Consider the following 25798-nt stretch of genomic DNA (forward strand, 5'->3'; position numbering starts at 1 on the left):
TAGGAGTCTGGGCCGTGTCTCAGTCCCAGTGTGGCCGTTCACCCTCTCAGGTCGGCTACGCATCGTCGCCTTGGTGGGCCGTTACCCCACCAACTAGCTAATGCGCCGCAGGCCCATCCCCAAGTGACAGATTGCTCCGTCTTTCATTATCACATAATGCTATGTAATAAATTATCCGGTATTAGCTACCGTTTCCGGTAGTTATCCCAGTCTTGAGGGCAGGTTGCCTACGTGTTACTCACCCGTCCGCCGCTAACTCTCAGGAGTGCAAGCACTCCTTCAAGTCCGCTCGACTTGCATGTATTAGGCACGCCGCCAGCGTTCGTCCTGAGCCAGGATCAAACTCTCCAAAAAGGTTTGACTTGCTCATTTAGAAACTGACGAGAATTTGTTCAATTCTCTATTATGCTCCATCACCCAACAAACCAAAGGCTTGTACATGATGATTTCGCAATGGATTTTACAAGTAAAATCCTTACTCACTCGTTGTTCAGTTTTCAAAGATCAATCGTTTTTTGTTTGTCATCCGCATCTCAGCGGCGACTTTTATAATATATCATACTAGCTTGCTGTTGGTCAAGAAGTTTTTTTGATTTTTTTCAATCAATCTTCTGCCTAACCGGTCAATCTTTTACACCCCAAATCAAACGGGCGAACATTAATGTATCATAGATTATAAGCATGCGTCAACTACCCTAATAAAGTTATTTTTAAACCGACCAAGAGAGCTACGCCAGGCAGACCCAATACCATTACAGTTCCAATGGTCATTGGATTCAGGGGAATGTAAGTCTCCGCCGCTAAACCAGTGAAATTCACAATATAAATCGCCACCGCAGAGAGAGCAAGATGAGCGCCAAATACAGTTAACCAACCCAGCCCGAGTTTCTTTCTGAAGATGATATAGATGAGCAATAATAGCGATATGCTTAGAACCCCTAGAACAACCAGTTTCATAGATACTCCTCCTTCATATGGTATAAGAACCGCAACAGCGGCCTCTTTTAGCCATTCTCTCTCTTCTGCTCGATATACTGCATCTGCGCCCCATCCAGGTTGAGCTGCTTGGCCTGTTTGAGATTCATCTGGTATTTACGTTCCGCTGCCTCCAGCATGTAGATGGCATAATCAATCTGATCCTGACCCGTAGCCTCTTGAAATAGCAGATGAGCACGTTCCCACTCCATCTGGGATCTCCGAACATCCATGAATACATGCCACATCCGCTCTTGATCCTCAATCGTGATGTAGGTTTCTTCCTCTCGCTTCTTCGACTGCTTCCACCATATCTTCATTCTGCTCACTCTCCTATGAATATGAATGTTTGGCACTGCCATTATGACCGTCTGTAACATTCATATCGAGAGGAGGACAAACTTAGAACCAAAACAAATCTTCCCTACTCTACTTTCTGCACAGCAAAAAGACAAAGAAAAAACGAGCCATCAGAATACCTTCTAATGCTCGTTCGTGTTCAGGGATTTAAGACCACCTATCCCTATACCATTATTCTTTTGAAAAAAACACTGCTGCAGCAACGCCTAATGTCCCTCCCTAATGTAAGCAAGGATTCATTTAAATTAAGCTGCGCAGGGATGGTGAGAACATATTAGTTCAATTCACGCCGTCCTTCGAGCGCCTTGGACAAGGTTACTTCATCCGCATACTCCAAGTCGCCGCCCACAGGAAGTCCATGAGCAATTCGGGTCACTTTAATATCAAATGGACGGACAAGCCGCGATATGTACATCGCCGTCGCCTCACCTTCAATATTCGCATTCGTGGCCAAAATCAATTCTTTCACTCTCTCGTCGCTAAGGCGCGTAAGCAGCTCCTTGAGACGAATTTCGTCCGGTCCAATACCCTCCATGGGAGATATCGCTCCATGAAGAACGTGATAGTAGCCGTCAAATTCCTTCGTACGCTCCATCGCCACGAGATCTTTTGCATCCTGTACTACGCAGATGGTGGAGGGATCCCGGGTCTTGTCCTGACATACCCGGCACGGATCCGTATCGGTGATATTGCAGCAGACAGAGCAGTAATGCAGATTCCTTTTGACGCTGACTAACGCTTTGGCAAAATCAATAACATCATCTTCCTTCATGTTCAGAACATGAAAAGCCAGGCGGGCGGCCGTTTTCGGCCCCACACCCGGCAGTCGCGTAAAGGCGTCAATGAGCTTCGCGATCGGTTCAGGATAGTACAAATGTAACTACTCCTTCTAGGTTAGATTAGAACAAGCCCGGGATTTTCATGCCGCCTGTAAATTTGCCCATATCGGCATTTGCGATTTCTTCTGCCTTGGCAAGTGCGTCATTAACCGCTGTGAGCACCAAGTCCTGCAGCATTTCCACGTCATCCGGATCAACTGCCTCCGGCTTGATGTTGATGGACAGAATTTGCTTGTGCCCACTCACTTCTACGGTAACCACGCCTCCGCCGGAAGTGCCTTCAACGGTTTTGGTAGCCAGCTCTTCCTGAGCTTTCAGCATTTGCTCCTGCATCTTTTTCACTTGCTTCATCATTTGGTTCATATTATTCATGGTTCATCTCTCCTTATAATAGGGTGCACGCAGTCACGTGCTAGTCTTTTATGACAACGAGGTCTTCCCCAAATAACTGGATCGCCTCATCAATCCATGGTTTTTCTCCACCGGCTTCAGCATCAGCCACCTCGTGCTCCAGCTTAAGCTCTTCTGCCTGAGGCTTGCCTGCTCCTTCAACCGCGTCGCTCCAGTCACGAAGCATCATCGTCACCAGATGATACGGCTTGCCGAGCGTAGAATCAAGCACCCCTTCAATCACCTGCTTATTCGCAGGTTTCTCGGTCGTTTCGCGGTGGATGTTGTTTTTGAAAGCGACAAGCACCTTGTCCTCCCATACGGACACCGGCTCTCCATCCATCAGCCACGCGTGGACCGTAACCTTCTCCTCTTTTACATTCTGGAGTATTTGGGCCCACTGCCGCTGAACTGCGGTGTACTCTTCCCCGGTTCGGGAAGCTACATACTGATCCATATGCTGCGGAATCTTGGCTGATGATGCTGCTTTCGGCGCTGGTGTACGGGTAGACTTGGCAGCTTCCCGTTGGTTCGACGTTGGAACACCGTTCTGCATCAGGCGTTCCAGCTTCTTCTCGAGCGCGGCTACATGCTGCTTCAACTGAGCCAGCTCCCCGGCGTCGGCTGTACCATGGGCACTTGTTGCCCCACCCGCGGATTGAGGAATACCGGAAAGCTTAAGCAGGGCTACCTCAAACAAGGTTTGCGGCTGCGAGGCGTACTTCATCTCACTCTGATAGCGGCTCAGCGTATCAATCATCTGAAATAATTCATCGCGGCTGAAGGCATTGGCCATTTCCTGAAATTCTGCCGGATTCAGAACCCGGTCGGTCAGTTTGTCGGCATCGGGCACCATCTTGATCATAAGCAAATCACGGAAATAATACAGGAGATTCTCCATGCACTTGTCGGCACTTTTTCCCTCCTGCATAAACTGCTCCACGATTTGCAGCACGAGCCCGGCATCCCCCTGTTTCACGGCGCTGGCAAGACGCCCAAACTGCTCCGAGGCAATACCACCCGTCATGTCCATGACCTGTTGATAAGACACCGTGCCACCGGTAAACGAAGCGATCTGATCCAGAATACTCAGTGCATCACGCATACCGCCATCCGATAGACGGGCAATATACTGCAGCGCTTCATGATCTGCCGTAATTCCCTCTTCCCCGCAAATCTGCTGCAATCGACCGGTTTGCTCATCAAGGGAGACCCTCCGAAAATCAAACCGCTGACAGCGTGAAATAATCGTTGCAGGAAGTCTATGGGGCTCTGTTGTCGCTAGTATAAACATCACGTGTGCCGGCGGCTCCTCCAGCGTTTTCAATAAGGCATTGAATGCTTCCGTCGTCAACATGTGCACTTCATCGATAATATAAACTTTGCGCCGGACCTCGGTCGGTGCGTATTTGACCTTCTCCCGCAAATCACGGATCTCCTCGACACCGCGGTTGGATGCAGCGTCGATCTCCTGAACATCCATAACGGCTCCGGACGTTATCCGCCGGCAGGCTTCGCATTCGTTGCAGGGTTCCTCAGCCGGACCATGCTCGCAGTTCACGGCTTTGGCCAAAATTTTAGCGGCACTGGTCTTGCCCGTACCCCGTGGACCGCTGAACAGGTAGGCATGGGAAACCCGCTGCTCGCGAATGGCATTCTGCAGGGTCTGGATAATATGCTGCTGGCCCACCATGTCACCGAATGACTGCGGTCGCCAAGCACGATATAACGCGATATGTTCCACTGTGCTTTACCCTCTTTCAACTTCCACTTCACGAAGATTAATAACTAATCGGTATAGACTGCAGCCCCATCTCCGTGTGCGTTGCTCTTACTTTCATCGTCAATCTCAACCTGAAAAAGCGTGAGTTAACGGTTATATTATACTACATTCTATACTACTTTCCCCTGCCTTAGCAAAACGTTTACTTGGAAATCTTTATCCAAGTTAGCGTGAAGGATTTCCCTCGATATCAGGCAGCCTCGACAAAAAACACCCTTGCCAATGGCAAAGGTGTTATGTGCAGTTATGTATACCGTGCACCTGTTATTGATAATTGCGATCCGAGCGGCAATCCTGAACAACAACTCGGGCTAGGCACCCCTCCGGCACAAAAGCGATCTTGCTTATGGCTGCTTCCTTCCGGACCTGACCAGGTTCACAAGTGCTCATTGCGGAGGACCCAACCGTCAACATTGAGTGCAGGGACCAGCCTCACATCGACAATACCTCTAACAGGAATTCAACCTCGCTACAGCGGATTGCGAGTTACAGGGCACCGCTACCTCCCCGTCTAGCACGGCGAACTTTAGTATATCGCATGGCTATCAAAAAAGCAACCGACGGAAGAAGTTACAAGGCATATCACGCCTATAGACAGACAAAAACCCTTCGGCCATAGGGGCGAAGGGTTTGTTTATTAGATACCGTATTTCTTTTTGAATCTATCAACACGACCGCCAGCATCCAGGAATTTCTGTTTACCTGTGAAGAACGGATGACAGTTCGAGCAAATCTCTACACGAAGATCTGGTTTTACAGAACCTGTTTCAAACGTATTACCGCAAGCACAAGTAACTGTAGTAACGTGATATTTCGGTTGAATATCTTGTTTCATTGTAGCTTTCACCTCTTTCCGCCCTGAGCCTCATGCGGACCCAGAGTTATATGGACACATAAACCGAGTATATCACGAGCATATTGATTGCGCAATAGCCCATACACAAAACATCAGACAAGTTCACAAATGGAATTTCACCCTGTTTTTAGCAGATAAACAACGGGCCATGTACCGGTTAAATCAGAGACGTTCTCTTCTTCGGTCTTGCCTGTCCGGCAGGAGGTACATGAGTGTAGGATCCAATGACCACATCAGGTAATTCCTCTTGCATAATCTCAATGGCCTGCTTCATCCCGAGAATCTCGCCTTGTGCAGGCGGAATGAGCTGGAGATAGCTTTCAGGGTCGATATTAAGATTACGAAGCTGGATTAATTTAAGCCCAGTACGCCGGGCAAACTCAATCATGGCTTCCAGCTCTTCCTCGCGATCGGTTACGCCGGGGAAGATCAGATAGTTGATGGAAGTATACACGCCTTGGTCGGTTGCATAGCGAAGGGACTTCTCCACATTAGCGAGCGTATATCCTCTTGGTTTGTAGTATGCGTTATAATGGCCATCCAATGCACTGATGGTACTCACTCGCATCAAGTCAAGGCCCGCATCCACGATGCCGCGGATAAAATCGGTCAAACCCGCATTGGTATTAATATTGATATATCCCATATCCGTCTGTGACCGAACTTCTCTCATCGCTTCGATAATGATCTTCGCTTGTGTGGAAGGCTCACCCTCACAACCTTGGCCAAAGCTGATGATGGACTCCGGTGTTTTCAGATGTTCCAGCATCACCTGCACCAGCTCATCTACCCTCGGGCGGAAATTCATCCGGGTCTGAGGGGCGACAAAGCCGCTGTCATCCGGCTGTTCCGAGATACACCCGAAACAGCCTGCATTACAGGAATAGGATACGGGAACCGCACCCTCCCAGCGATTCAGGAACGTGTTCGATGCCGTGAGGCATTCGTATCCCAATGCACAGTTGGACAGATGCTCATAGAGCCGGTTCTCCGGATATTTCTCCTTCAGAGTCTTAACCCCAAGCTCAAGATCATTCAAATCGCAATTCATTGGATTCCACTTCTCAGGGTCATCGGACAAGCGCGCAGTTGTGTAGAATGCGCCATCCTTCCACACGACAGCCGAATAACCGAAGAGCGGCAGCTTGTATTCCTTGTCTGACTTCACATAGCCTGGCAAGCACAATCGGGTATAGCCTTGCGGCAAAAGCGCTCCGACAGCTGTATACCCGTCTTCAAGCGGCATCATTTCACCGGTCTCAGGATCCATCCCGATGGCTCGGGTACTCGGAAGGCCGACCAGCGTAGCCCCATCTGGCAGAGGTATCAATTCATCATCCAATATTTCAACGATCATATCCCCACTGCGGGCAAGCCCGTACAGCTCAGAATGGTCGTATACGTTCCCTTGTTCATCTGCATAAACCAAATACATGTTGATCTCCTATTCTCCGGTTGTTCAGGGCTTTACGTCTGAGGTGCCGTCGCTGCAGATGCACGCGATGGACGTCTGGCCGACTGGCCCTGAGTCCCGGTTCCGCTGCTGCTGTTGGCGTTAACATCAAATGAAGCCAAGAATTCCGCATTGTTCTTGCTGTCGCGCATTTTTTTGAGGAACCCTTCCACAAAGTCAGCGGAATCGTTCATATTTTTACGGATTGCCCAAATGGTGTCCAGTTCATCCTTGTTCAGCAGCACCTCTTCACGCCGTGTACCCGAGCGACGAATGTCGATTGCCGGGAAAATACGCCGTTCCGCGAAACGGCGGTCCAAATGCAGCTCCATATTGCCTGTTCCTTTAAATTCCTCATAAATGATATCATCCATCCGGGACCCGGTTTCAACCAAGGCAGTAGCGAGTATGGTCAGACTTCCGCCTTCTTCCACGTTACGCGCAGACCCGAAGAAACGCTTCGGACGATGGAATGCCGCAGGATCAATACCGCCGCTTAGCGTTCTGCCGGAAGGAGGAATGACCAGGTTGTATGCACGGGCAAGACGGGTAATGCTGTCCAGCAAAATAACAACGTCCTTCTTATGCTCCACCAGCCGCAATGCACGCGACAATACCAGTTCCGCAACCTTGATATGGTTCTCCGGAAGCTCGTCGAACGTTGAAGCAACCACCTCGCCCTTTACGGAACGCTGCATATCCGTTACTTCTTCTGGCCGTTCATCGATGAGTAAAACAAACAGTTCAATCTCTGGATTGTTGGTTGAGATGCTGTTGGCGATTTCTTTCAAGAGGAGCGTTTTCCCTGCTTTTGGCGGCGCCACGATCAAACCGCGTTGTCCTAAACCTACAGGTGCAAGCAAATCCATAATTCGGGTTGACAACTGATTAGGGGATGTTTCAAGAACAAGCTTTTCTTGCGGATAAAGAGGAGTCAAGGCTGGGAAGTGCAAGCGTTCCGCTGCAACGGCTGGATTCTCTCCATTTACGGCGTTAACCTGCAGCAGTCCGAAGTAACGTTCGTTCTCTTTAGGTGTTCGACATTTGCCTGAGACCAAATCTCCGGTCCGTAGATCAAATTTGCGAATTTGGGATGCCGAGATGTATATGTCCTCCGTGCTTGGCAAATAGTTAATCGGTCTAAGGAAGCCGTATCCTTCCGGCAAAATCTCAAGTACGCCCTCCATAAACATCAAGCCGCTCTGTTCCGCCTGGGCTCGGAGAATCGCAAATATCAGTTCTTTTTTCTTCAACTGGCCATAATAAGGAATCTGATATTTCTTGGCCAGCTTATACAGATCCGTCAGCTTCATGCCTTCCAAATCGGATATTTGTAAATCCATTCAATAACCACCTATTCAATTATTTGTTTCTGTCGCAGCAGAACCTGCTGTCATGTAGTCTATTATTCTATGAGAGCTTTACTAGGAGCATTACCCAAATCAGAGGGAGATATGCAGTTCGGTCCACACAATTCCCTCATTTTGGAAAAATTTCACTCTTCTTCGGTCTCACGCCATACGTCAGCACCCAGCATTCGCAGATTGGATACCAGATGATCATAACCGCGATCAATGAATTCCACGCCACTGACTTCGGTTACCCCTTCGGGTACGGTTAGACCCGCAATGACTAATGCGGCACCTGCGCGAAGGTCCGTCGCCTTGACTTTGGCTGCGTTCAGCGGCCCGCCTTCAATAATGGCTGAGCGTCCCTCCACACGGATTCTGGCCCCCATGCGAACTAACTCTGGTACATGTTTAAACCGGTTGCTATATACAAAATCACTGAGGACACTGACGCCTTCTGCTTGGGTGAGCAGGCTGGTCATCGGTGATTGCAAATCCGTTGCAAATCCAGGATATATAAGAGCCTTCACGTCGGCATGCTGATACCGGTCCTTACCGGTAACGCGAATGCTTTCGTCCAGTTCTTCGATGCCAACGCCCATCTCGATCAGCTTGGCCGTAAGGGCTTCAAGATGCTTCGGAATGACGTTGTCGATCAGAACATCACCGCGTGTAGCGGCAGCAGCAATCATATATGTACCGGCCTGAATCCGGTCTGGAATAATGGAATGACGGCAGCCATGCATCTCGGTTACGCCTTCAATCCGGATGGTCTCCGTCCCGGCGCCCTTGATGACAGCTCCCATGGAATTTAAAAGTGTAGCAACATCTATAATTTCAGGCTCTTTCGCCGCATTTTCGATAATTGTGGAGCCTTTGGCCTTGGCAGCCGCCAGCATAATGTTAATGGTTGCACCAACACTGCTTACATCCAGATATATCTTAGCGCCCCGCAGCTCTTTGGCGTGCAGATGAATCGAACCGTGTTCATTGGTCACGGTCGCACCCAGGGCTTCAAAGCCCTTAATGTGCTGGTCAATGGGACGAGGTTCAAAATTACAGCCGCCCGGCAGTCCGATCACGGCTTCTTTAAATCTTCCAAGCATGGCGCCCATCATATAGTAGGACGCGCGCAGTTTCTTCACGGGTCCGTTAGGCATCGGAATAGATTTGATATCAGAAGGGTCAATTCTCATCTGATTGCCTTCCCATGAAACTTGACCGCCTAACTCTTCCAGTATCTCAGCATAAACAGCTACATCGCTGAGAAGCGGCAAATTATCAAGTACGACTTCCGATTCCGCCAGGATTGCGGCGGGAATTAACGCAATTGCACTGTTCTTGGCACCACTGATTGTTACAGTACCTCGCAGTGGGCGTCCACCGCTGATCATCAATTTTTCCATAAGCTTTCGGGTCCCCCTACATCACTTCGCAGCCGGAAATGGTTCTGATAGCCGTCATTATAGTAAATGAAATGGAAAAACACCGGCTATGCGGTGTGCTTTCCATTTCATTGTATGCAGCATAAGACAGCCTAAAATATCTTAGGTGATTCCAATCGTCCTGTTATGGCCCCTGGGGCTACAAGCGACTCGAATAACTATGAATTAAGCTTGATTGTTGGAACCAAACTCACGCATTTTGCCAACAACGGTTTCTTTGATCGCTTCACGGCCTGGTTTCAGGAATGTACGAGGATCGTAAGCTTCTGGTTTAGCAGCAAGCACTTCACGAACAACTTTGGAGAACGAGATTTGATTCTCGGTGTTCACGTTAATTTTGGAAGTACCCAGAGAGATGGCTTTCTTGATATCATGAGTCGGAATCCCCGTACCACCATGAAGCACCAATGGAAGCTTCACTGCATTGCGGATTTCTTCCATCTCTTTGAAACCAAGGTTTGGCTCGCCTTTGTAAGGACCGTGAACAGAACCAAGCGCAGGTGCCAGAGTATCGATGCCTGTCTCATTCACGATGCGTACACAGTCGTCCAGCTTCGCGTACATTACGTCACCGATTACGTCATCTTCTTGTCCGCCGACCATGCCTACTTCAGCCTCAACGGAAACACCTTTGGAATGAGCGTATTCAACCACTTGCTTCGTTGTTTCGATATTCGTGTCAATCGGGCTGTGGGAATCATCGATCATAACCGAAGTGAATCCTGCGTCGATTGCTTCTTTACACTTCTCAACACTTGAACCGTGGTCAAGGTGAATGGCAACAGGAACTGTTACTTTCAGATCCTCCATCAGACCTTTTACCATGTGTACAACGGTGCTGAATCCACCCATATAACGAGCTGCGCCTTCAGAAACACCCAGAATAACTGGAGATTTCTCTTGCTCAGCTGCTTCAAGAATTGCATATGTCCACTCCAGGTTATTGATGTTGTATTGACCAACAGCATATTTACCTTCAAGTGCTTTGTTCAGCATGTCTGTCATTGATACTAATGGCATGGTTTCATCCTCCTAAAGATGCTTAGTTTGTCTATGGTTTTTAGCCGATATAACATACGGCCTTATTATACCACATCGCGTCATAAATACTAAACAAGCATTTCCTAAAATGCTGCGACGGACCTCACATTCTGGCAAAAAAAAGAATTCCGCCCCTTGAGCAGAATTCATAGTTCAACCGATATTGTTGGCGGTCCCTTTTAACTGCATATTGACGGCTTGCCGCATCTCATCAATATCAAAAGGTTTGGTGAAATGCATCAGTGCGCCAAGATCAGTTGCTTCCTTGATCATGTCGAGTTCTCCGTAAGCTGTCATCATGATCACCTTGATGTCCGGATTCATCTGTTTAATATGCTTCAAAATCTCAAGCCCGTCCATTCCAGGAATTTTCATATCCAGCAGCACCAGATCCGGCGTGTGCAGCTTTACAATTTCAAGCGCTGCCTTGCCGTTCGCCGCTTGAAACGTCTCGTATCCTTCACTGCTGAACACTTCCACAAGCAGGATGCGGATACCGTTCTGGTCATCCACAATCAACACTTTGTGTTTGCTTTGTTTGCTCATCCTTCCAACCTCCCGATACTTAAATCGTGCAATGAGTATATGCAAACTCGAAAGTTCCTAACTTTCCCATAAACCGACCATTATTTGTATTCGCCTGTAGATGTCGAATTCCTTCCTATCTCGAAAAAAGTACGAAAAAAAGATAAATGGATAGCTGTAAACAAAGTCGACAGCAAGGATGTTTACTTCGAACCCTGTCCAAAAACTTTACAAACGCGCCGAAAACATAAAATAAAGTCAAAAAAGAGCCTCTTCAAAAGAGGCTCTTCCCATATTATGCTTTGTGCTGAATCGAAGCTTTTACAAATTCACGGAACAGCGGCTGCGGACGGTTTGGACGGGAAGTGAACTCCGGATGGAATTGCACAGCAAGGAACCATGGATGTCCTGGCAGTTCCACAATTTCAACCAAGCGTCCATCCGGAGATGTACCGGAAATACGCAAGCCTGCTTTCTCGATATCTTCACGGTATTGGTTGTTGAATTCATACCGGTGGCGATGTCTTTCATAAACCAGCTCATCCTGATAGCAGGACTCCGCAAGTGATCCCGGAACCAGCTTGCATGGATACAATCCAAGACGCATCGTACCGCCGAGATCCTCAATGTCTTTCTGCTCCGGCAGAAGATCGATGACCGGATATTCAGTAGCCGGATCGATCTCAGAGCTGTTCGCACCACTCAGTCCCAGAATGGAGCGGGCATATTCGATAACCGACACCTGCATGCCAAGGCAGATACCGAAGAATGGAATATTGCGCTCGCGAGCATAACGAATTGCACTGATCTTACCCTCGATACCCCGGTCACCAAATCCGCCCGGTACGAGGATGCCGCCTATGCCATTCAGCATATCTTCGACGTTGTCTGCCGTAATTTCTTCGGCATTTACCCAGCGGACCTTCACTTCGGCATTCGCATCAAATCCGGCGTGGGATAATGATTCAACCACACTAAGGTACGCATCATGGAGCGCGACATATTTACCAACAATTGCGATCTCAACGGTCTTCTCCAGCTTGGATACGCGTTCTACGAGATCTTCCCACTCGCTCATATCCGGTGCCGGTGTCGTTAATTTCAAATGATTGACTACAATTTCATCAAGACCTTCATCACGCAAATTCAGCGGTACCTCATACAGTGAGGACGCATCGCGGCATTCAACGACCGCGTTAGGATCGATGTCGCAGAAGAGCGCGATTTTCGCTTTCATCTCGGTTGAAAGCTCATGTTCTGTACGGCAGACAATGACATTTGGCTGAATGCCGATACTGCGAAGTTCTTTTACACTGTGCTGGGTCGGCTTCGTTTTCACTTCACCAGCTGCCTTAATATATGGAATGAGGGTTACATGAATATACATGACGTTCTCACGGCCAACGTCGCTCTTGATTTGACGGATGGCCTCAAGGAAAGGAAGGCTTTCGATATCACCAACCGTGCCGCCGATTTCGGTAATGACTACATCCGAACCCGCTTCACGGCCTGCACGGAATACGCGCTCTTTAATTTCATTCGTAATATGAGGGATAACCTGCACGGTGCCGCCCAAATATTCTCCCCGACGCTCCTTGCTGATGACAGATGAGTATACTTTACCTGTTGTCACATTGCTGTTCTTCGATAGGTTAATATCGATGAAGCGCTCATAGTGTCCCAGGTCCAGGTCGGTTTCCGCACCATCGTCAGTAACGAACACTTCGCCATGCTGGTATGGACTCATGGTGCCCGGATCTATATTAATGTACGGATCGAATTTCTGAATCGTTACCTTGAGCCCTCTGTTCTTAAGCAATCTACCGAGCGAAGCGGCGGTAATTCCCTTACCAAGAGATGACACGACTCCGCCTGTTACAAAAATATACTTTGTCACTGTTAAAAACCCTCCTATATAATCTCCATAACTTCAGGCGACATATGATGTTTATCCTAACCCGTTTTCCCCTGATTCATCAGAGGGACCAACAAAAAGCATGGCTCGCTTCCAAAAATGGTGAGCGAGCTGACCTCCGACCTATTACAAACCGCATATACTTGACGCTTCAATGATCCTCGTATAGAGCTGCCTGCACGGCATCATACCGGCGCCGAGCGATTCCGAAATCTCATCACATCTCACCCAAGCACCTAAATCTTAATCGGCACGAAGCTTGGCAAGAGACATCCGCCAAGGCGGATTATTCACTGCAGAGATCAGTACTTCCCTACAAGCAGGATACTTTCTAGCCCACAAGAAAAACGCCTATCGACATACTCCATAGAAGACAGACCCAATTTTTTATGGTAAGTTTTCTTGCGATTTCAGGTCCAGAAGCTAGCGTCGTCTGCACTTTCTAATACCTTAAAAACAAAAAAAGTGACCCCGAATAAATAACGGGGCACTTTTATATTAAACATATTTAATCCACAATCATAAGCCCAAGCAATAGTTTACTCTGTGCCTTATCTGCTTGTCAAGAGAAGAACAAAGCTCAAAATTCCCCAATCACCTGACACCGTAAAACAAAGTCATAAACAAAGCAGACGGGCCCATAAGCCGCTGCTGTGAGACGGATTAATCCTTATCCTTTTCCTCAAATTCTTCCTCTTCCAGATCCTCTTCTTCCTCGGATTCTGAATCTTCATCATCCAATTCGTCATCATCCAGAACAACGTCTTCATCTACTTCATCTTCGGCATCGTCATCATCCGAGAAGAGATCATCGTGATCATCATCGTCATCGTCGATGCTGTCAAAATCATCCTCGGTTTCGTCGGCACTGTAAGTTTCCTCTTCATCCGTGAAGTCGTCATCATCGTCGTCTTCATCATTAATGATCCGCGGACGCTTCGCGTTCGCAATCGGATCTTCGGACTTCTCAAGCGGGTACCAACGCTTCAGTCCCCACAGATTCGTTCCTACACATGCGAAACGTCCGTCTATATTGATCTCGGTATATAACTGGGCAATCGTTTCGTTAATTTCCTTTTCCGTAAAGCCGCGAAGCTTGGCCACCTCATTCATAAGGTCACGGTAATAATACGGCGTGTTCGCCGCCTTCAGAACCATAAAAGCCAGGTCAACCATTGGGATTTCCTGAATCTTCTCCGGATCGATCTTTAAATTGAGCGGATTACTCACTAACGCACACTTCCTCTCACACAAATCTTCACGTTATACCCTCAACATATCCATTATCAAAACTAAGTAAAACCTATTTGGAAATAAAAATCAAGTTTTTATGCGCCACGGCCCGTCCGATACCAAAAAGGAAAAAGACGGAGACTCTTCCTCTCCGTCTTCTGACTGTACCCGCCCCAAGGATCGACTCCTTACGGGATAGATAAGAGAACCTTGATATTCTCTCCATGTATCTTATGTTCGCCCTTCTGCTTTGACACGCGAATCAGGGCCTATTTCCCGGAAAAAGGGCAACATCCCATTCGGGCTCTCACCCCGACTCATACAATACTGAAGCAACGGTTCATCGAGAAGGGAGATTGCCACACATGGATTACACCCGGATCATGCAATCACTACTGACAGAGACGAACCCTATGCGGAACGTCCGGGACAAGAACCGGCGGCTCCTCACGTTTCATGACCCTCAGCTGTACCAGGAATGCATCAGCGAATGGAATCGGCTCGCGGGGAAAGCGCGTTTCCCGGAATCGATCAGCTACTCGCCGCTTACCCACACCATCATCGCTCCGGCTCCCCAGACAGCGAAGTTTGAAGCGGAGTTTCGACATGAGCTGATGGTCGAGGAGGATGAACAGGTTCATATCCAGGCCATACAGGGAACAATTGGAACGTTAACCGGGATCCCATGGGGTATCAAGCAAATCAAAGCCCCTCATGCCTGGTCTATCTCGACAGGACACCGCATGAAGATTGCCGTTATTGACACAGGTGTGGATTTTTCTCATCCGGATCTGAAATACTCGCTGACCAGGGGGATCAATCTGGTTCATCGAAACATGCCGCCGTACGATGACAATGGGCACGGAACGCATATTTCGGGCACGATCGCTGCCGCGAACAGCACGCAAGGCATGATCGGCGTTGCCCCCCGATCTGTGGTATATCCTGTTAAGGCCTTTGATCATAACGGGTCCGCCTTCGTATCGGATATTATTCTGGCAATCGATTGGTGCGTACGCGCCGAGATCGATATCATCAATATGAGTTTCGGTATGCAGACCCGAAGCCGCGCACTGCTGGATATCGTAGGCAAGGCCAACCAAGCAGGCGTCATTATTGTTGCATCCTCCGGCAATGACGGCAAACGCCGTACAGCTGACTATCCCGCCCGCTATCCCCAAACCATATCTGTCGGAGCTACCGATCGCCACCGAAAAATTCCAGCCTTCAGCAATCGCGGGCAATTTGTAGATATTTATGCACCTGGAGACAAAATCGTGTCGGCCTGGCTGCAGGGAAAATACCACGAGATGAGCGGTACCTCCATGGCCACTTCTCATGTCAGCGGAACCATCGCCCTGCTGCTTGCGCAAAAGCCTGATCTGAAAACGGCAACCATCAAAGCCCTGCTGCGGCGTACCTCCTCTCCACTCAAGCTCAAAAAAGGATACAGCGTCTCCGACGGAGAGGTTAATGCTTTCAAATTTTTGCGCGAGGGCATGAAATTATAATCTTGCACTTAAGAATGGACCACAAAAATGAAATTCGCTTACAAAAAAACAGCCGCCTTCCCCCACGGAAAGACGGCTGTTGTCACCTATATCAAGGAAAGTTGAACCAAAACTCCATTACATACGTTCTGGCGCCGATACGCCCATCAGGCGAAGCACGTTAGCGATTACGGTACGAACAGCTCCAAGGAGAGCAAGACGTGCCTGTGTCTGATCCGCATCCTCTGTAATAACACGCTCGGCTCTATAGTAGCTGTGGAACGAAGAAGCCAGCTCATATACATAACGGATGAGTCTGTGCGGAGCATAGTTATCCGCAGCAAGCGACACTTCCTGCGGGAGTTCCCCGATTTTGCGCAAAATGTCGTATTCATGCTCGGCGGTGAGCACGCTCAGGTTCACTTCAGCTAGCGGCAGCAGGTTGATCCCTTGCTCCTCGGCTTGGCGGAATACGCTGCAAATACGTGCGTGTGCGTATTGTACATAGAACACCGGGTTTTCGTTGGACGTAGAAACTGCCAAATCCATATCGAAATCCAGATGGGAATCCATGCTGCGCATCGTGAAGAAGTAACGAATCGCGTCCACACCTACTTCATCCATCAGGTCTTCCATCGTTACCGCTTTGCCGGTACGCTTGGACATTTTCACTTTCTCGCCATCCTGGAACAAGCTGACCATCTGGGCGATCAATACAATCAGTTTGTCCGGATCATTGCCAAGCGCCTCCATGGCAGCCTTCATACGCGGGACATAACCGTGGTGGTCCGCTCCCCAAATATTGAGGATCTTGTCGTATCCGCGCTCGTATTTGTTGCGGTGGTACGCAATATCCGGTGTCAGGTAAGTATAGGTTCCGTCATTCTTAACGAGGACGCGGTCCTTATCATCCCCATAGTCGGTTGTACGAAGCCAGGTTGCTCCATCCTTCTCGTAGGCCTCGCCTTTTGATCTCAGCTCTTCCAGAGACTTCTCGACAAGACCGTCCTCGTAAAGGGACGTTTCGCTAAACCATTCGTCAAAATGAACGCGGAATCGATTCAAATCGCGTTTGATTTTGCCCAGTTCCTTCTCGAGCCCGAACTCACGGAAAAAGGCTGTTCTCTCTCCAGGGCTCATGGACAACAAGGAATCGCCTTTCTCAGCCACAAGCTCTTTGGCAAAACCTTTGATATCTTCGCCATGGTAGCCGTCTTCCGGCATTTCGGCATCTTGACCCAGCTCTTGCAAATACCGAGCTTCCAGGGATTTAATCAGGTTCACGACCTGATTGCCTGCATCATTAATATAATACTCGCGCGTTACTTCGTATCCTGCATAGTCGAGCACATTGCAGAGCGCATCGCCTACGGCTGCGCCGCGGGCATGGCCCAGGTGCAGGCTTCCTGTCGGATTGGCACTGACAAACTCCATCTGAACCTTCTGTCCCTCGCCGATGGTAATCCGTCCGTAGTTGTCGCCCTGCTCTTGTACCAAAGCTACGATGGGATAGAGGTAACCCTTGTCCAGGGTAAAATTAATAAAACCCGGTCCGGCAATCTCCGCTTTCTCAATGGAAGCTTTTGCCGTGTCCAAATGCTCCAGAATAGCCTCGGCAATTTGCCGGGGATTCTTCTTGGCGATACGCGTCAGCTGCATCGCAGCATTCGTCGCCAAATCACCGTGCGATTTATCCTTCGGCACTTCCAGCGTAATGGCCGGCAGCTCCTCACGGGAAACCAGCCCTGCAGCCACGGCAGCGTCCGCTACCGCTTCGGCAACCAGCCCGTTAATGTGATCTAATGGATTCATAGTCATGATTCTTGTGCCTCCTGAATAGTCAAACTAATAGAAAAGTGTCCCGAAAACTCGCCCGACACATATAAATCATACGCCCAAGCCGCGCGTCCGGACATGCCCTCAAGCGCCAGCTCCAGACGCTGGGTATGCGTAGACAGATTAAATGAAGTGAACGGAGAGCGGTAGTAACCCGGTAACCGCTGACCCAGCTGAAACGACTGCTCGGATTCCACCTCGCCGTGCCGAATCAGCTTAAGCCCGTCCTTCGTCAGCTTGAGCATCGCCCGGGTTTCCCCTTGATGCGGCCCGAGTGCGGGTTCTGTATAACGAACATACAGAGCACTCCCTTTGATAAAAGCCTCTGCGGGCAGCTCCTGTACCGTATTCTCCCCTTCGTGAAGGCTGTGAAGACGGATGCTCACTTGTTTTCGGTCGTTCATGTACGTTCCTCTTTTCCTTACCTATTGTATTACTATATCCAGTATGGCCTTGCAATTCAAATGAGGATTTTAGCAAAAGTCAAATATATGAGCCTCTATCTCCAATTTCCCTGCCCATCACTCGGGCCATTCACTGGAATTCAACACGTCAATTCCACTAGTGCTTCGATAACAGAATAGGCCTGATTCATGAAGAATCAGGCACTCCCTATCGACTTGGTTTACAGCGGCAGCAGCGCTACCCTCTCCTGTGCTTCCAGCTTGGCAATCATGTCGTTCCATGCCTGTGGCTTCTCAGGCAGGACGGCATAATATCGCTTCAGGAAGTTCACAATCAGATCTGCAGGCAGTTCATCCACAGTGTCATCACCCGGCATAAAGCAGAAATCGAGCCCGCTCACCGCTTCGCCATCGTTGTTCCAGGATGGATGGACATACGTGAGATCCGTGCGTTTATAGCCAAGATGCGACAGCACCTCACGACGAACAAACGGATCCATCGGCTTCACCCCGCCAAATGCATAGTCCAGCACCTGGTAGGGATCGTAAATCTCGGCAAACATGCCGAACAGCTCTTTACCGTTCGCTGCTGCCAGTTGGTTCAGATCCTTCAGGCGATGCAGCGCCAGAAATCGGCCGATGCCAAGCCCTTCGCGTCCGATGATGGTGAAATCAGTCATCGCCACATTCCAGTCCTCGTAATAACGATACTCCGTCGTACCGACCACCTCTTCTTCATGCAGGGCAACAAATACCCGAATACCCGGATCTTCCAGCGGTTCCTTCCATAGACTGAACTCCAGCACTTCTTCCGGAGGAAAGACTTCCTTCATCAGATTGTGCATTTTGCGAAACAAGGGATCGTTAATACTCGTTATGCGAATATATTCCACTTCGTAAAACCTCCTTATATATGAAGTTGTTTATTTAACGTTCGGGAGAATGATGGTGCAATTGACACGTCATCATCCTCTAAACGGGTTCTTCCATTCCATCAGAGCACCGTAATTGCAGGACTCCGCATCCTCCAGATATTCGGCAGCCACTCCGATAGGCGTTCTGCCGCAGCGCAGCAGGAACGTAATCACCGGATCTTTCAGATCCCCCTGGACTACCGCGTCCAGATACTCCGCAGCTGACATCTCATCGGCATGCCGATGATATCCCGGCATCCGTCCACCGCCAAGCAGCCGGTCCAGTCCCTGTTCGACCGTCACATGATACAGCGACTGGATCAGCCACTTGCCAAGGCCAAGCTTACGGAAGCGTGGCCTGACGCAAATATCGGCGATGTAAAGCGTATTTCCCTCCGGCTTATGCGTCCGAATATATCCGTTATCCGTTGTGTCCGCCCAAGAATGAGCGGGCTGCAGCGGATCGTAATCCACGATGAGCGAAGTGATCGACCCGGCGAGCACGCCGTCTACTTCAACACATAGCGCACCTTCTGGAAACAAAGTGACATGCTGCATTAGCTGTTCCTTGTTCCACCATTGCTCCGGCGGATACGGGGGCGGGAACGTCTCGGATTGGATAACGATCAGCTCGTCAAAGTCTGCTTCCGTGTAACTTCGAACGACAACCGGCACCGGCCGGTTGTCGTCAAATACATATAACCATTGCTGAAACCGGGCCATTTCCTCTGCACCGCCTCTGTCCTATTTTTCAAGCTATGAGAAACCGGGCTTCACTCCCAATCTGGATACAGATCGGTGCGGCGGTCACGCCAAGTCGTTACAGAGCCTTTCTCCCGCACTTGATACAGTAAATCCAGATCGAGATCCGCGGTAATGAGCATATCATGGTTCAGCTCGCCCTCAGCCAGCAGACCTTGGGGCGGGAACGGAATGTCGTTCGGCGTAATGATAGCCGCCTGTCCGAAGTTCGCGCGCATCAGATCCACGGTGGGCAGCGAGCCTACCGTACCGGTCAGCACCACGTAGACTTGATTCTCAATGGCGCGAGCATGGCTCGTGTACCGCACACGATGGAACCCATGTCGGTCATCCGTGCAGGATGGACAGAAAATGACGTCAGCCCCTTTGGCCTTGGCCATCCGTACAATCTCAGGGAATTCAATGTCATAACAGGTCAGCATCGCAATGGTGCCTTTGTCTGTCTCAAACACTTCAAGCCCCTCGCCTGCCCCCATATTCCATCCGGAGATCTCCGAAGGCGTAATATGGATCTTGGCCTGCTCCGCGATGCGGCCGTCCGGATAAAACAGATGCGCCACATTGTACAGCTTCCCTTCACGACGAATGACGTGGGTTCCCCCAATGATATGAATGTTATATTGCTTCGCAAAGCCTTGGAACAGCTCACGGTATCGGTCTGTGAAATCCGGAAGATCATGGATCGTTAATGCTTTGCCCTGATCGTCCCCGATGGACATCAGCTGTGTTGTGAAAAATTCCGGAAACAGCACAAAATCGGCTTCAAATTCCTCCGCCGTCCGAATGTAATGCTCCGACTGATGGGCAAAATCGTCAAAGGATTGAATGGTGTGCAGATGATATTGCACGGCAGAAACGCGAAATTTCATGCTTTTCCTCCTTATAAATGGTTAGATGCCTTCATTATATCGGATTCCGGGCTCCGAGAACATGAGAACATCAAGTCGGCCCCTTCTGGAAACCCTAGTTATGACGGGAACGTCCGAAAACACGCCGAAACGGTTATCCAAGGCGTCACCTGTATCAAATAAAGTTCGATTTTATGAAAAAATACGCATCATTCATACCCACACTTAACAATTGTCCTGTATACTGTCGTATGTAAGCCCTTGGTCACACTATGAATCTCAGCCCTTACAAGCATACACGGCAGTCATGAACTGGCCCTATGGCAAGCTGCCAGCTTACAAAATTATAATGTGAGGTGTTCTGTTCACAATGATTACTCGTTCGATGGATTGGCTTCAGCAACATGACCACCTTATCTTCCGCTGGTTAAACCGCAAGATCAGCAACAAAACGGTGGATTCGATGCTCGCGCTGGTCACCCATATGGGGGGTGCTATCTTTACCATTGTGCTAACACTTTCGATAGCGTTTTTTGCACCGGAGCCGTGGAATACGATGGGATGGCAGAGCTTTATTGCACTGTCCCTCAGCTTTCTGGTTACGGCCCTCATCAAAAGAAAGATGCGGCGCATCAGGCCTTACCTGGCTTTAGAGCAAGTACGGTTTGAGAAAAAACCGATGAAGGATCATTCGTTTCCTTCGGGACACTCCACGGCCATATTTTCTATTGTTACCCCTTTTCTATTCATAACACCGTGGCTGTCATTACTCTTGATCCTGCTGGCGCTTACGGTCAGCCTGTCACGCATTTATCTCGGCTTTCATTATCCTTCGGATTGCCTTGCCGGCTGTTTTGTCGGAACCACTTCGGCTCTGCTCATCGTACTCAGTTAAAAGAAACCATGCATTCCCAACTGGCCACTGCGGCGGCCCATGATGGAAGGCGTGGTTTTTTTGTGTTGTCCATAGGCAGTACCCGTTATCAAGTAAGCATTCCTCGTCCCCATCATTCTAAGACTCCAAGGCAGAACTTATCGCTCGCTTCCCATGCGCTTTCACTACAAATCCTTAGAAACTCTAAAATAAATTGAACCATTCCAGCTGGTAAATCGTACTAACTAATACATCATAATAAGGAGGTATTTATTCATTGAAGAAAAGACTATCACGGATGCTCGTTACCCTATTCGCCGTCACACTGGTTCTTCCAGCCGGGGTCATGGCAGCAGATAACAGCCAGGTTACCGCCGCTGTCCAGGGCCTGGAGAAAACCGCCGCAGAAAAAGCAAAGCTGCTCACAGAGACTTATGGAACCACAAGCGTCCAATATGCCCTTATCGATAACGGCAATATTACCGTGTCCGGGCAAGCAGGCGTGAACGATATCGAAGGAAAGATTCCGCTGACCCAGGATACGATGTATGGCATCGGCTCCACGAGTAAAATGTTTACCGCCGCTTCGGTGATGAAATTGGTGGATGACGGGAAAATCAATCTGGATACGCCTCTCGTTCAGTACATACCCGAATTCACAATGAAAGACGAGCGCTACAAAAAAATTACGCCGCGCATGCTACTTAACCATTCCTCCGGACTGCAGGGCTCGAGCCTGAACAATGCATTTCTGTTCGAGGATAACGATGCTCATGCGCATGACACATTATTGAAGCAATTATCCACCCAAAACCTGAAAGCAGATCCGGGCGCATACTCCGTTTATTGTAATGACGGTTTTACGCTGGCTGAAATTCTGGTGGAAAAAATCAGCGGCAAAAGCTTTACCTCATTCATTCACGAAAATTTCACCGAGCCTTTGGATTTGGATCATACCAAGACATCCCAGGATGAATTGAATTTGAAACAAATGGCTGGACTTTATTATCCTACTCATCAGGGACAGCTTCCTAACGAAACAATTAACGTCATAGGTACCGGCGGCATCTATTCCACGGCTGAGGATCTCGTTCAATTCGCACAGATCTTCACGGGCGAAGCGGAAGGCATTCTCACCGACAAGTCCATCAAGGCCATGGAACAAGAAGAGTATAAAAAAGGCCTGTGGCCGGCCGACGCCGACAATTCGTTTGATTACGGACTGGGCTGGGACAGCGTCAGACTGTTCCCGTTCAACCAATATGATATGAAAGCCGTGACCAAAGGTGGGGACACCATTCTGTATCACGCCTCTCTCGTTGTCCTTCCAGAGCAAAACATGGCTGCTGCTGTGTTATCCTCGGGCGGTTCCAGCTCCACAAACCAACTGATGGCGAGCGAAATGTTGCTGCACGCACTGAAGGAGAAGGGCACCATTAAGGAATTCAAGCCGGAAAAATCATTCGGCAAACCCGTCAAGGCGGATATGCCTGACGACATCACCAAATACGCCGGGTACTATGGCGTGACTAATCAACAGATGAAAGCCGACATCAAGGATGGCGAACTGTCGATCTCCGTACCTATGGTTCCGGATTATCCGGCAGAGAAATATGTGTACACTGCGGATGGAACATTTGTCAGCGCGGATGGCAGTACGAAGGTCAGCTTCGTAACCGAGAAAAATGACGGGATCTACTTATGGGTAAGGCAATATGTATCCATTCCTGGACTCGGACAGCTTGCCATCTCGCAGTATTCCGCCGAGAAGATGGAAGCGAACCCGCTGTCCAAGGAAACCGCTGCCGCTTGGGCTAAGCGGGAAGGTCAAACCTTCTATCCGTTAAATGAGAAATTCACGTCGCTGATGTACTTCATTATGAAGCCGTCCGTAGAGATCAGCAGCAAGAGTGGTTTGGAAGGTTATATGATCGATAAGAAAATCATCGACCCGGATACCGCAGTAAGCGAGCATCGAGTTCCGGCTATTGGAAGCCGGGATACGTCTGAATTCCGTTTCTATAAGGAAAAAGGCGTGGAGTATCTCGAAGCTGCCGGATCGCTCTTTGTGAGCGAGAAAGACGTTAAGCCCCTTTACAAAGGAAAAAAATCAACCGTTACCCTGCAAGCCGATGGATATGCCAAATGGTACACCGTCTCTGATGCCGTTGCAGGCAAAACGATGACAGTGACACTGCCGGCACAAGGCGCATTCGCCGTATATGACGAGCAAGGTGCCGTTGTGAACTACACCGTTGCCAGCGGTTCTAACGAAGTGAAGCTCCCTGCCAATGGAACCGTCGTATTTGCCGGTGCCCCGGGCTCGGCGTTCGGTATCACCCTGAAATAAACACAAAAGCAAGCAACCCGATCAGCCGATAGGCTTACATAGGGTTGCTTGCTTTTTTACTGTCATGGGGGCGCAGTGAACCTCACAGCCTGTCCATTATCTTTCAGTAAAGACAGCGAGATTGTGAAGCGAAGAATTTAAGCCCTCTTCGTGATCTTCCTGCCGTATGCCCTCAGGAACGTTCTCGCAAACAATCGTCACATCCGTTCCTTCCGCGAGTGCGGTCAACGTCCATGTCATAGTCATCGAGCCCCCGTAAGCGGGGTCATCCGACTCGAATTCAAAACACTGCACGATTTTCTGGTTTGGCACCAGCGCCAGGAAGGTACCTTGGACGATATCCGCGCCTTCCGATGATTTGCCAAGGTTCACGCGGTCCGATCCGATATAGTTGAGTATCATTCGATAACTCCCGCCTTCACGGGCATCAAAGCTGTCGATCTGACCTGACATCCCCTCTGGCGGAAGCCACGATACCCAAGCCCTGGGGTCCGTGAATGCCTGATAAATGGCTTTGGGCGATGCCTTAATCAACCTTGAAGCAGAGTCCGTTCTCTTCTTGATAGACGAATCGGTCATGAGGTTAACCTCCTTATTAGCGTTTTCACATCTCATCTCCATTAAGTTTATAACATCTGACCCCGGTCCATTTCTTCTCATTTGCTCAAAGTGCGGCCTACGCCCACACGAAAAAGCAAGCCGAACCCCGATAGCCGCAGGCTTAGATAGGGGAGGCTTGCTTTTTCTTCTCCAGCCGAGGGCGAAGCCTCGGCTGCTCACACACAGGGCTGGCCCACCAGGCGTCCCCGCAGGGGTGCCTTCCGAGGGGGCCACGCCCATACGAAAAAGCAAGCCGAACCCGATAGCCGCAGGCTTAGATAGGGGAGGCTTGCTTTTTCTTCTCCAGCCGAGGGGCGAAGCCTCGGCGGCTCACACACAGGGCTGGCCCACCAGGCGTCCCCGCAGGGGTGCCTTCCGAGGGGGGCCACGCCCGTACGAAAAAGCAAGCCGAACCCCGATAGCCGTAGGCTTAGATAGGGGAGGCTTGCTTTTTCTCTTCCGGCCGGGGGGCGAAGCCTCGGCCACCAACGGGCGCTGTTAAGGCCACGAGGGCGTCCCCGCTAGGGGAGCCCGAGATTGGCCGGGCCCAAGCTCGAGCCCCTCTCAGATCCTCACATCAGCACCGAACACCAAAGTTCCGGGTGTCCAGAGGGCAGCGCCCTTGGGGCCCTCCCTGGCAGGGAGGGTTTGGGTGGGTGGAATCCCCCCCTACTTAACAAACCCCAGCAGCATCTCACGGATCAGCTTCGCAGCTACGATCTGGGTCTGCTCGGACGGATCATAGATGGGTGCCACTTCCACGAGATCGCAGCCGACAACGTTCACGCCGGAGTTTGCAATCAGATGCACGGCTTCCAGCAGCTCTTTCGATGTGATGCCGCCCGCCTCTGCCGTTCCGGTGCCCGGTGCGGCCGATGGATCCAGCACATCGATATCGATGGTCACGTAGACCGGACGGTTGCCCATGGAAGGCAAAGCTTCCTTAAGGGGCGCAGCCACCTCGAACGGGTAGAAGTTGATGTTCTCGCGTCCGTATTGGAACTCCTCACGGGAGCCGGAACGGATGCCGAACTGATAGATGTTCTTGCCGCCCATGATGCCTGCCGCCTTGCGGACCGGTGTGGAGTGGGACAATGGCTCTCCCTCATAATGCTCACGAAGGTCGGCATGCGCATCGATATGAATCAGAATGAGATCAGGGTACTTCTCGTACACCTTCTGAATGATCGGCCAAGATACGAGATGCTCCCCGCCGAGTCCGATCGGGAACTTCCCGTCATCCAGCAGTTTGCCTACATAGTCGCCAATCACTTCAAGGCTGCGGCCTGCGTTGCCGAAAGGCAGCATCAGGTCGCCTGCATCGAAATAGGTCATATCTTCAATGCTTTTATCCAAGTAAGGGCTGTATTCCTCCAGACCAACGGACGCCTGGCGAATACGGGCAGGACCAAAACGGGAGCCGGGACGGTAGCTAACCGTAAAATCCATCGGCATACCGTAAATAACGGCCTTGGACCCTTCATAATCCTCGGAGCTCAGAATAAACACGTTGCCGGAGTAACCTTGATCCAGTTTCATCAGTTTATACGGCCTCC

General features: G+C 49.8%; 23 protein-coding genes, 1 rRNA gene and 1 other RNA gene (1 of these 25 only partly in view). 3 read left to right on the forward strand and 22 right to left on the reverse strand.

The window, feature by feature from the left end; genetic code table 11:
- The 15 genes from B9D94_RS27830 to rpoE all read right to left on the reverse strand — a co-directional run.
- A 16S ribosomal RNA gene (locus B9D94_RS27830) occupies positions 1 to 354 on the reverse strand (it extends 1202 nt beyond the left edge of the window).
- A 336-nt stretch (positions 355 to 690) separates the two neighbouring features.
- Positions 691 to 957, reverse strand: a complete 267-nt coding sequence (locus B9D94_RS27835) for a pro-sigmaK processing inhibitor BofA family protein (RefSeq protein WP_006207511.1) — start codon at positions 955 to 957, stop codon at positions 691 to 693.
- A 47-nt stretch (positions 958 to 1004) separates the two neighbouring features.
- The gene (locus tag B9D94_RS27840; protein ID WP_006207510.1) at positions 1005 to 1295 is read right to left on the reverse strand and encodes a hypothetical protein; all 291 of its coding nucleotides are present in this window, start codon (positions 1293 to 1295) and stop codon (positions 1005 to 1007) included.
- Between the two features lie 314 nt (positions 1296 to 1609).
- Positions 1610 to 2209, reverse strand: coding sequence for a recombination mediator RecR (recR, locus tag B9D94_RS27845; protein WP_006207509.1), 600 nt, complete (start codon positions 2207 to 2209; stop codon positions 1610 to 1612).
- Between the two features lie 25 nt (positions 2210 to 2234).
- A complete protein-coding gene (locus B9D94_RS27850; protein ID WP_006207508.1) occupies positions 2235 to 2546 on the reverse strand; it encodes a YbaB/EbfC family nucleoid-associated protein in 312 nt (103 codons plus the stop codon).
- 40 nt (positions 2547 to 2586) lie between these two features.
- A complete protein-coding gene (dnaX, locus tag B9D94_RS27855) occupies positions 2587 to 4308 on the reverse strand; it encodes a DNA polymerase III subunit gamma/tau (protein WP_063478248.1) in 1722 nt (573 codons plus the stop codon).
- Between the two features lie 292 nt (positions 4309 to 4600).
- Positions 4601 to 4867, reverse strand: an RNA gene (ffs, locus tag B9D94_RS27860) — signal recognition particle sRNA large type.
- 117 nt (positions 4868 to 4984) lie between these two features.
- Positions 4985 to 5182 (reverse strand): 50S ribosomal protein L31, encoded by a 198-nt coding sequence (gene rpmE, locus B9D94_RS27865; protein ID WP_006207505.1) that lies wholly within the window; start codon positions 5180 to 5182, stop codon positions 4985 to 4987.
- 178 nt (positions 5183 to 5360) lie between these two features.
- Positions 5361 to 6638 carry a radical SAM family protein gene (locus tag B9D94_RS27870; protein ID WP_006207504.1) on the reverse strand — a complete coding sequence of 426 codons (1278 nt, stop codon included), beginning with the start codon at positions 6636 to 6638 and terminating at the stop codon, positions 5361 to 5363.
- A gap of 32 nt (positions 6639 to 6670) precedes the next feature.
- Positions 6671 to 7999: a transcription termination factor Rho gene (rho, locus tag B9D94_RS27875; protein ID WP_036642926.1), complete on the reverse strand. Its 1329-nt coding sequence runs from the start codon at positions 7997 to 7999 to the stop codon at positions 6671 to 6673.
- Positions 8000 to 8151: 152 nt separating this feature from the next.
- A complete protein-coding gene (locus B9D94_RS27880) occupies positions 8152 to 9411 on the reverse strand; it encodes a UDP-N-acetylglucosamine 1-carboxyvinyltransferase (RefSeq protein WP_006207502.1) in 1260 nt (419 codons plus the stop codon).
- A gap of 204 nt (positions 9412 to 9615) precedes the next feature.
- Entirely contained in the window at positions 9616 to 10470 is an 855-nt protein-coding gene (gene fba / locus B9D94_RS27885) for a class II fructose-1,6-bisphosphate aldolase (protein ID WP_076152808.1), read from the reverse strand.
- A gap of 174 nt (positions 10471 to 10644) precedes the next feature.
- Positions 10645 to 11037, reverse strand: coding sequence for a response regulator (locus tag B9D94_RS27890; RefSeq protein WP_006207500.1), 393 nt, complete (start codon positions 11035 to 11037; stop codon positions 10645 to 10647).
- Between the two features lie 274 nt (positions 11038 to 11311).
- Positions 11312 to 12913: a CTP synthase gene (locus B9D94_RS27895; protein ID WP_036642924.1), complete on the reverse strand. Its 1602-nt coding sequence runs from the start codon at positions 12911 to 12913 to the stop codon at positions 11312 to 11314.
- A gap of 681 nt (positions 12914 to 13594) precedes the next feature.
- Positions 13595 to 14161: a DNA-directed RNA polymerase subunit delta gene (rpoE, locus tag B9D94_RS27900; RefSeq protein WP_148248496.1), complete on the reverse strand. Its 567-nt coding sequence runs from the start codon at positions 14159 to 14161 to the stop codon at positions 13595 to 13597.
- A 368-nt stretch (positions 14162 to 14529) separates the two neighbouring features.
- Here rpoE and B9D94_RS27905 point away from each other — a divergent pair, with 368 nt between their 5' ends.
- Positions 14530 to 15675 carry a S8 family peptidase gene (locus tag B9D94_RS27905; RefSeq protein ID WP_036642920.1) on the forward strand — a complete coding sequence of 382 codons (1146 nt, stop codon included), beginning with the start codon at positions 14530 to 14532 and terminating at the stop codon, positions 15673 to 15675.
- A 117-nt stretch (positions 15676 to 15792) separates the two neighbouring features.
- Here B9D94_RS27905 and argS read toward each other — a convergent pair whose 3' ends face one another.
- From argS to B9D94_RS27930, 5 genes are all read right to left on the reverse strand, one after another.
- Positions 15793 to 17472 carry an arginine--tRNA ligase gene (argS, locus tag B9D94_RS27910; protein WP_006207496.1) on the reverse strand — a complete coding sequence of 560 codons (1680 nt, stop codon included), beginning with the start codon at positions 17470 to 17472 and terminating at the stop codon, positions 15793 to 15795.
- Positions 17469 to 17894 carry a YwiB family protein gene (locus B9D94_RS27915; protein ID WP_148248497.1) on the reverse strand — a complete coding sequence of 142 codons (426 nt, stop codon included), beginning with the start codon at positions 17892 to 17894 and terminating at the stop codon, positions 17469 to 17471. The genes argS and B9D94_RS27915 overlap by 4 nt, the downstream gene beginning before the upstream one ends.
- A 221-nt stretch (positions 17895 to 18115) precedes the next feature.
- Positions 18116 to 18787: a hypothetical protein gene (locus B9D94_RS27920; protein ID WP_006207494.1), complete on the reverse strand. Its 672-nt coding sequence runs from the start codon at positions 18785 to 18787 to the stop codon at positions 18116 to 18118.
- A gap of 72 nt (positions 18788 to 18859) precedes the next feature.
- Positions 18860 to 19531 (reverse strand): GNAT family N-acetyltransferase, encoded by a 672-nt coding sequence (locus B9D94_RS27925; RefSeq protein ID WP_148248498.1) that lies wholly within the window; start codon positions 19529 to 19531, stop codon positions 18860 to 18862.
- 50 nt (positions 19532 to 19581) lie between these two features.
- Positions 19582 to 20439, reverse strand: coding sequence for a carbon-nitrogen hydrolase family protein (locus tag B9D94_RS27930; protein WP_036642917.1), 858 nt, complete (start codon positions 20437 to 20439; stop codon positions 19582 to 19584).
- A 349-nt stretch (positions 20440 to 20788) separates the two neighbouring features.
- On the opposite strand from B9D94_RS27930, the gene B9D94_RS27935 reads away from it, so the two are divergent.
- Positions 20789 to 21313, forward strand: a complete 525-nt coding sequence (locus tag B9D94_RS27935; protein WP_006207491.1) for a phosphatase PAP2 family protein — start codon at positions 20789 to 20791, stop codon at positions 21311 to 21313.
- Between the two features lie 256 nt (positions 21314 to 21569).
- Positions 21570 to 23642 (forward strand): serine hydrolase domain-containing protein, encoded by a 2073-nt coding sequence (locus B9D94_RS27940; RefSeq protein WP_148248499.1) that lies wholly within the window; start codon positions 21570 to 21572, stop codon positions 23640 to 23642.
- A gap of 96 nt (positions 23643 to 23738) precedes the next feature.
- On the opposite strand, the gene B9D94_RS27945 is transcribed toward B9D94_RS27940, so the two are convergent.
- Positions 23739 to 24221: an SRPBCC family protein gene (locus tag B9D94_RS27945; RefSeq protein ID WP_148248500.1), complete on the reverse strand. Its 483-nt coding sequence runs from the start codon at positions 24219 to 24221 to the stop codon at positions 23739 to 23741.
- A gap of 690 nt (positions 24222 to 24911) precedes the next feature.
- Positions 24912 to 25781 carry an agmatinase gene (speB, locus tag B9D94_RS27950; RefSeq protein ID WP_006207488.1) on the reverse strand — a complete coding sequence of 290 codons (870 nt, stop codon included), beginning with the start codon at positions 25779 to 25781 and terminating at the stop codon, positions 24912 to 24914.
- Between the last annotated feature and the right edge of the window lie 17 nt (positions 25782 to 25798).

Source organism: Paenibacillus sp. Cedars (assembly GCF_003184205.1).
GTDB lineage: Bacteria > Bacillota > Bacilli > Paenibacillales > Paenibacillaceae > Paenibacillus_AQ > Paenibacillus_AQ glucanolyticus.

Bases quoted from the DNA above. Each gene is read 5' to 3' on its own strand.
- B9D94_RS27835 (WP_006207511.1), bottom strand. From the start codon at position 957: ATGAAACTGGTTGTTCTAGGGGTTCTAAGCATATCGCTATTATTGCTC.
- B9D94_RS27840 (WP_006207510.1), bottom strand. From the start codon at position 1,295: ATGAAGATATGGTGGAAGCAGTCGAAGAAGCGAGAGGAAGAAACCTAC.
- B9D94_RS27850 (WP_006207508.1), bottom strand. From the start codon at position 2,546: ATGAATAATATGAACCAAATGATGAAGCAAGTGAAAAAGATGCAGGAG.
- rpmE (WP_006207505.1), bottom strand. From the start codon at position 5,182: ATGAAACAAGATATTCAACCGAAATATCACGTTACTACAGTTACTTGT.
- B9D94_RS27870 (WP_006207504.1), bottom strand. From the start codon at position 6,638: ATGTATTTGGTTTATGCAGATGAACAAGGGAACGTATACGACCATTCT.
- rho (WP_036642926.1), bottom strand. From the start codon at position 7,999: ATGGATTTACAAATATCCGATTTGGAAGGCATGAAGCTGACGGATCTG.
- B9D94_RS27880 (WP_006207502.1), bottom strand. From the start codon at position 9,411: ATGGAAAAATTGATGATCAGCGGTGGACGCCCACTGCGAGGTACTGTA.
- fba (WP_076152808.1), bottom strand. From the start codon at position 10,470: ATGCCATTAGTATCAATGACAGACATGCTGAACAAAGCACTTGAAGGT.
- B9D94_RS27890 (WP_006207500.1), bottom strand. From the start codon at position 11,037: ATGAGCAAACAAAGCAAACACAAAGTGTTGATTGTGGATGACCAGAAC.
- B9D94_RS27905 (WP_036642920.1), top strand. From the start codon at position 14,530: ATGGATTACACCCGGATCATGCAATCACTACTGACAGAGACGAACCCT.
- argS (WP_006207496.1), bottom strand. From the start codon at position 17,472: ATGACTATGAATCCATTAGATCACATTAACGGGCTGGTTGCCGAAGCG.
- B9D94_RS27915 (WP_148248497.1), bottom strand. From the start codon at position 17,894: ATGAACGACCGAAAACAAGTGAGCATCCGTCTTCACAGCCTTCACGAA.
- B9D94_RS27925 (WP_148248498.1), bottom strand. From the start codon at position 19,531: ATGGCCCGGTTTCAGCAATGGTTATATGTATTTGACGACAACCGGCCG.
- B9D94_RS27930 (WP_036642917.1), bottom strand. From the start codon at position 20,439: ATGAAATTTCGCGTTTCTGCCGTGCAATATCATCTGCACACCATTCAA.
- B9D94_RS27935 (WP_006207491.1), top strand. From the start codon at position 20,789: ATGATTACTCGTTCGATGGATTGGCTTCAGCAACATGACCACCTTATC.
- B9D94_RS27945 (WP_148248500.1), bottom strand. From the start codon at position 24,221: ATGACCGATTCGTCTATCAAGAAGAGAACGGACTCTGCTTCAAGGTTG.
- speB (WP_006207488.1), bottom strand. From the start codon at position 25,781: ATGAAACTGGATCAAGGTTACTCCGGCAACGTGTTTATTCTGAGCTCC.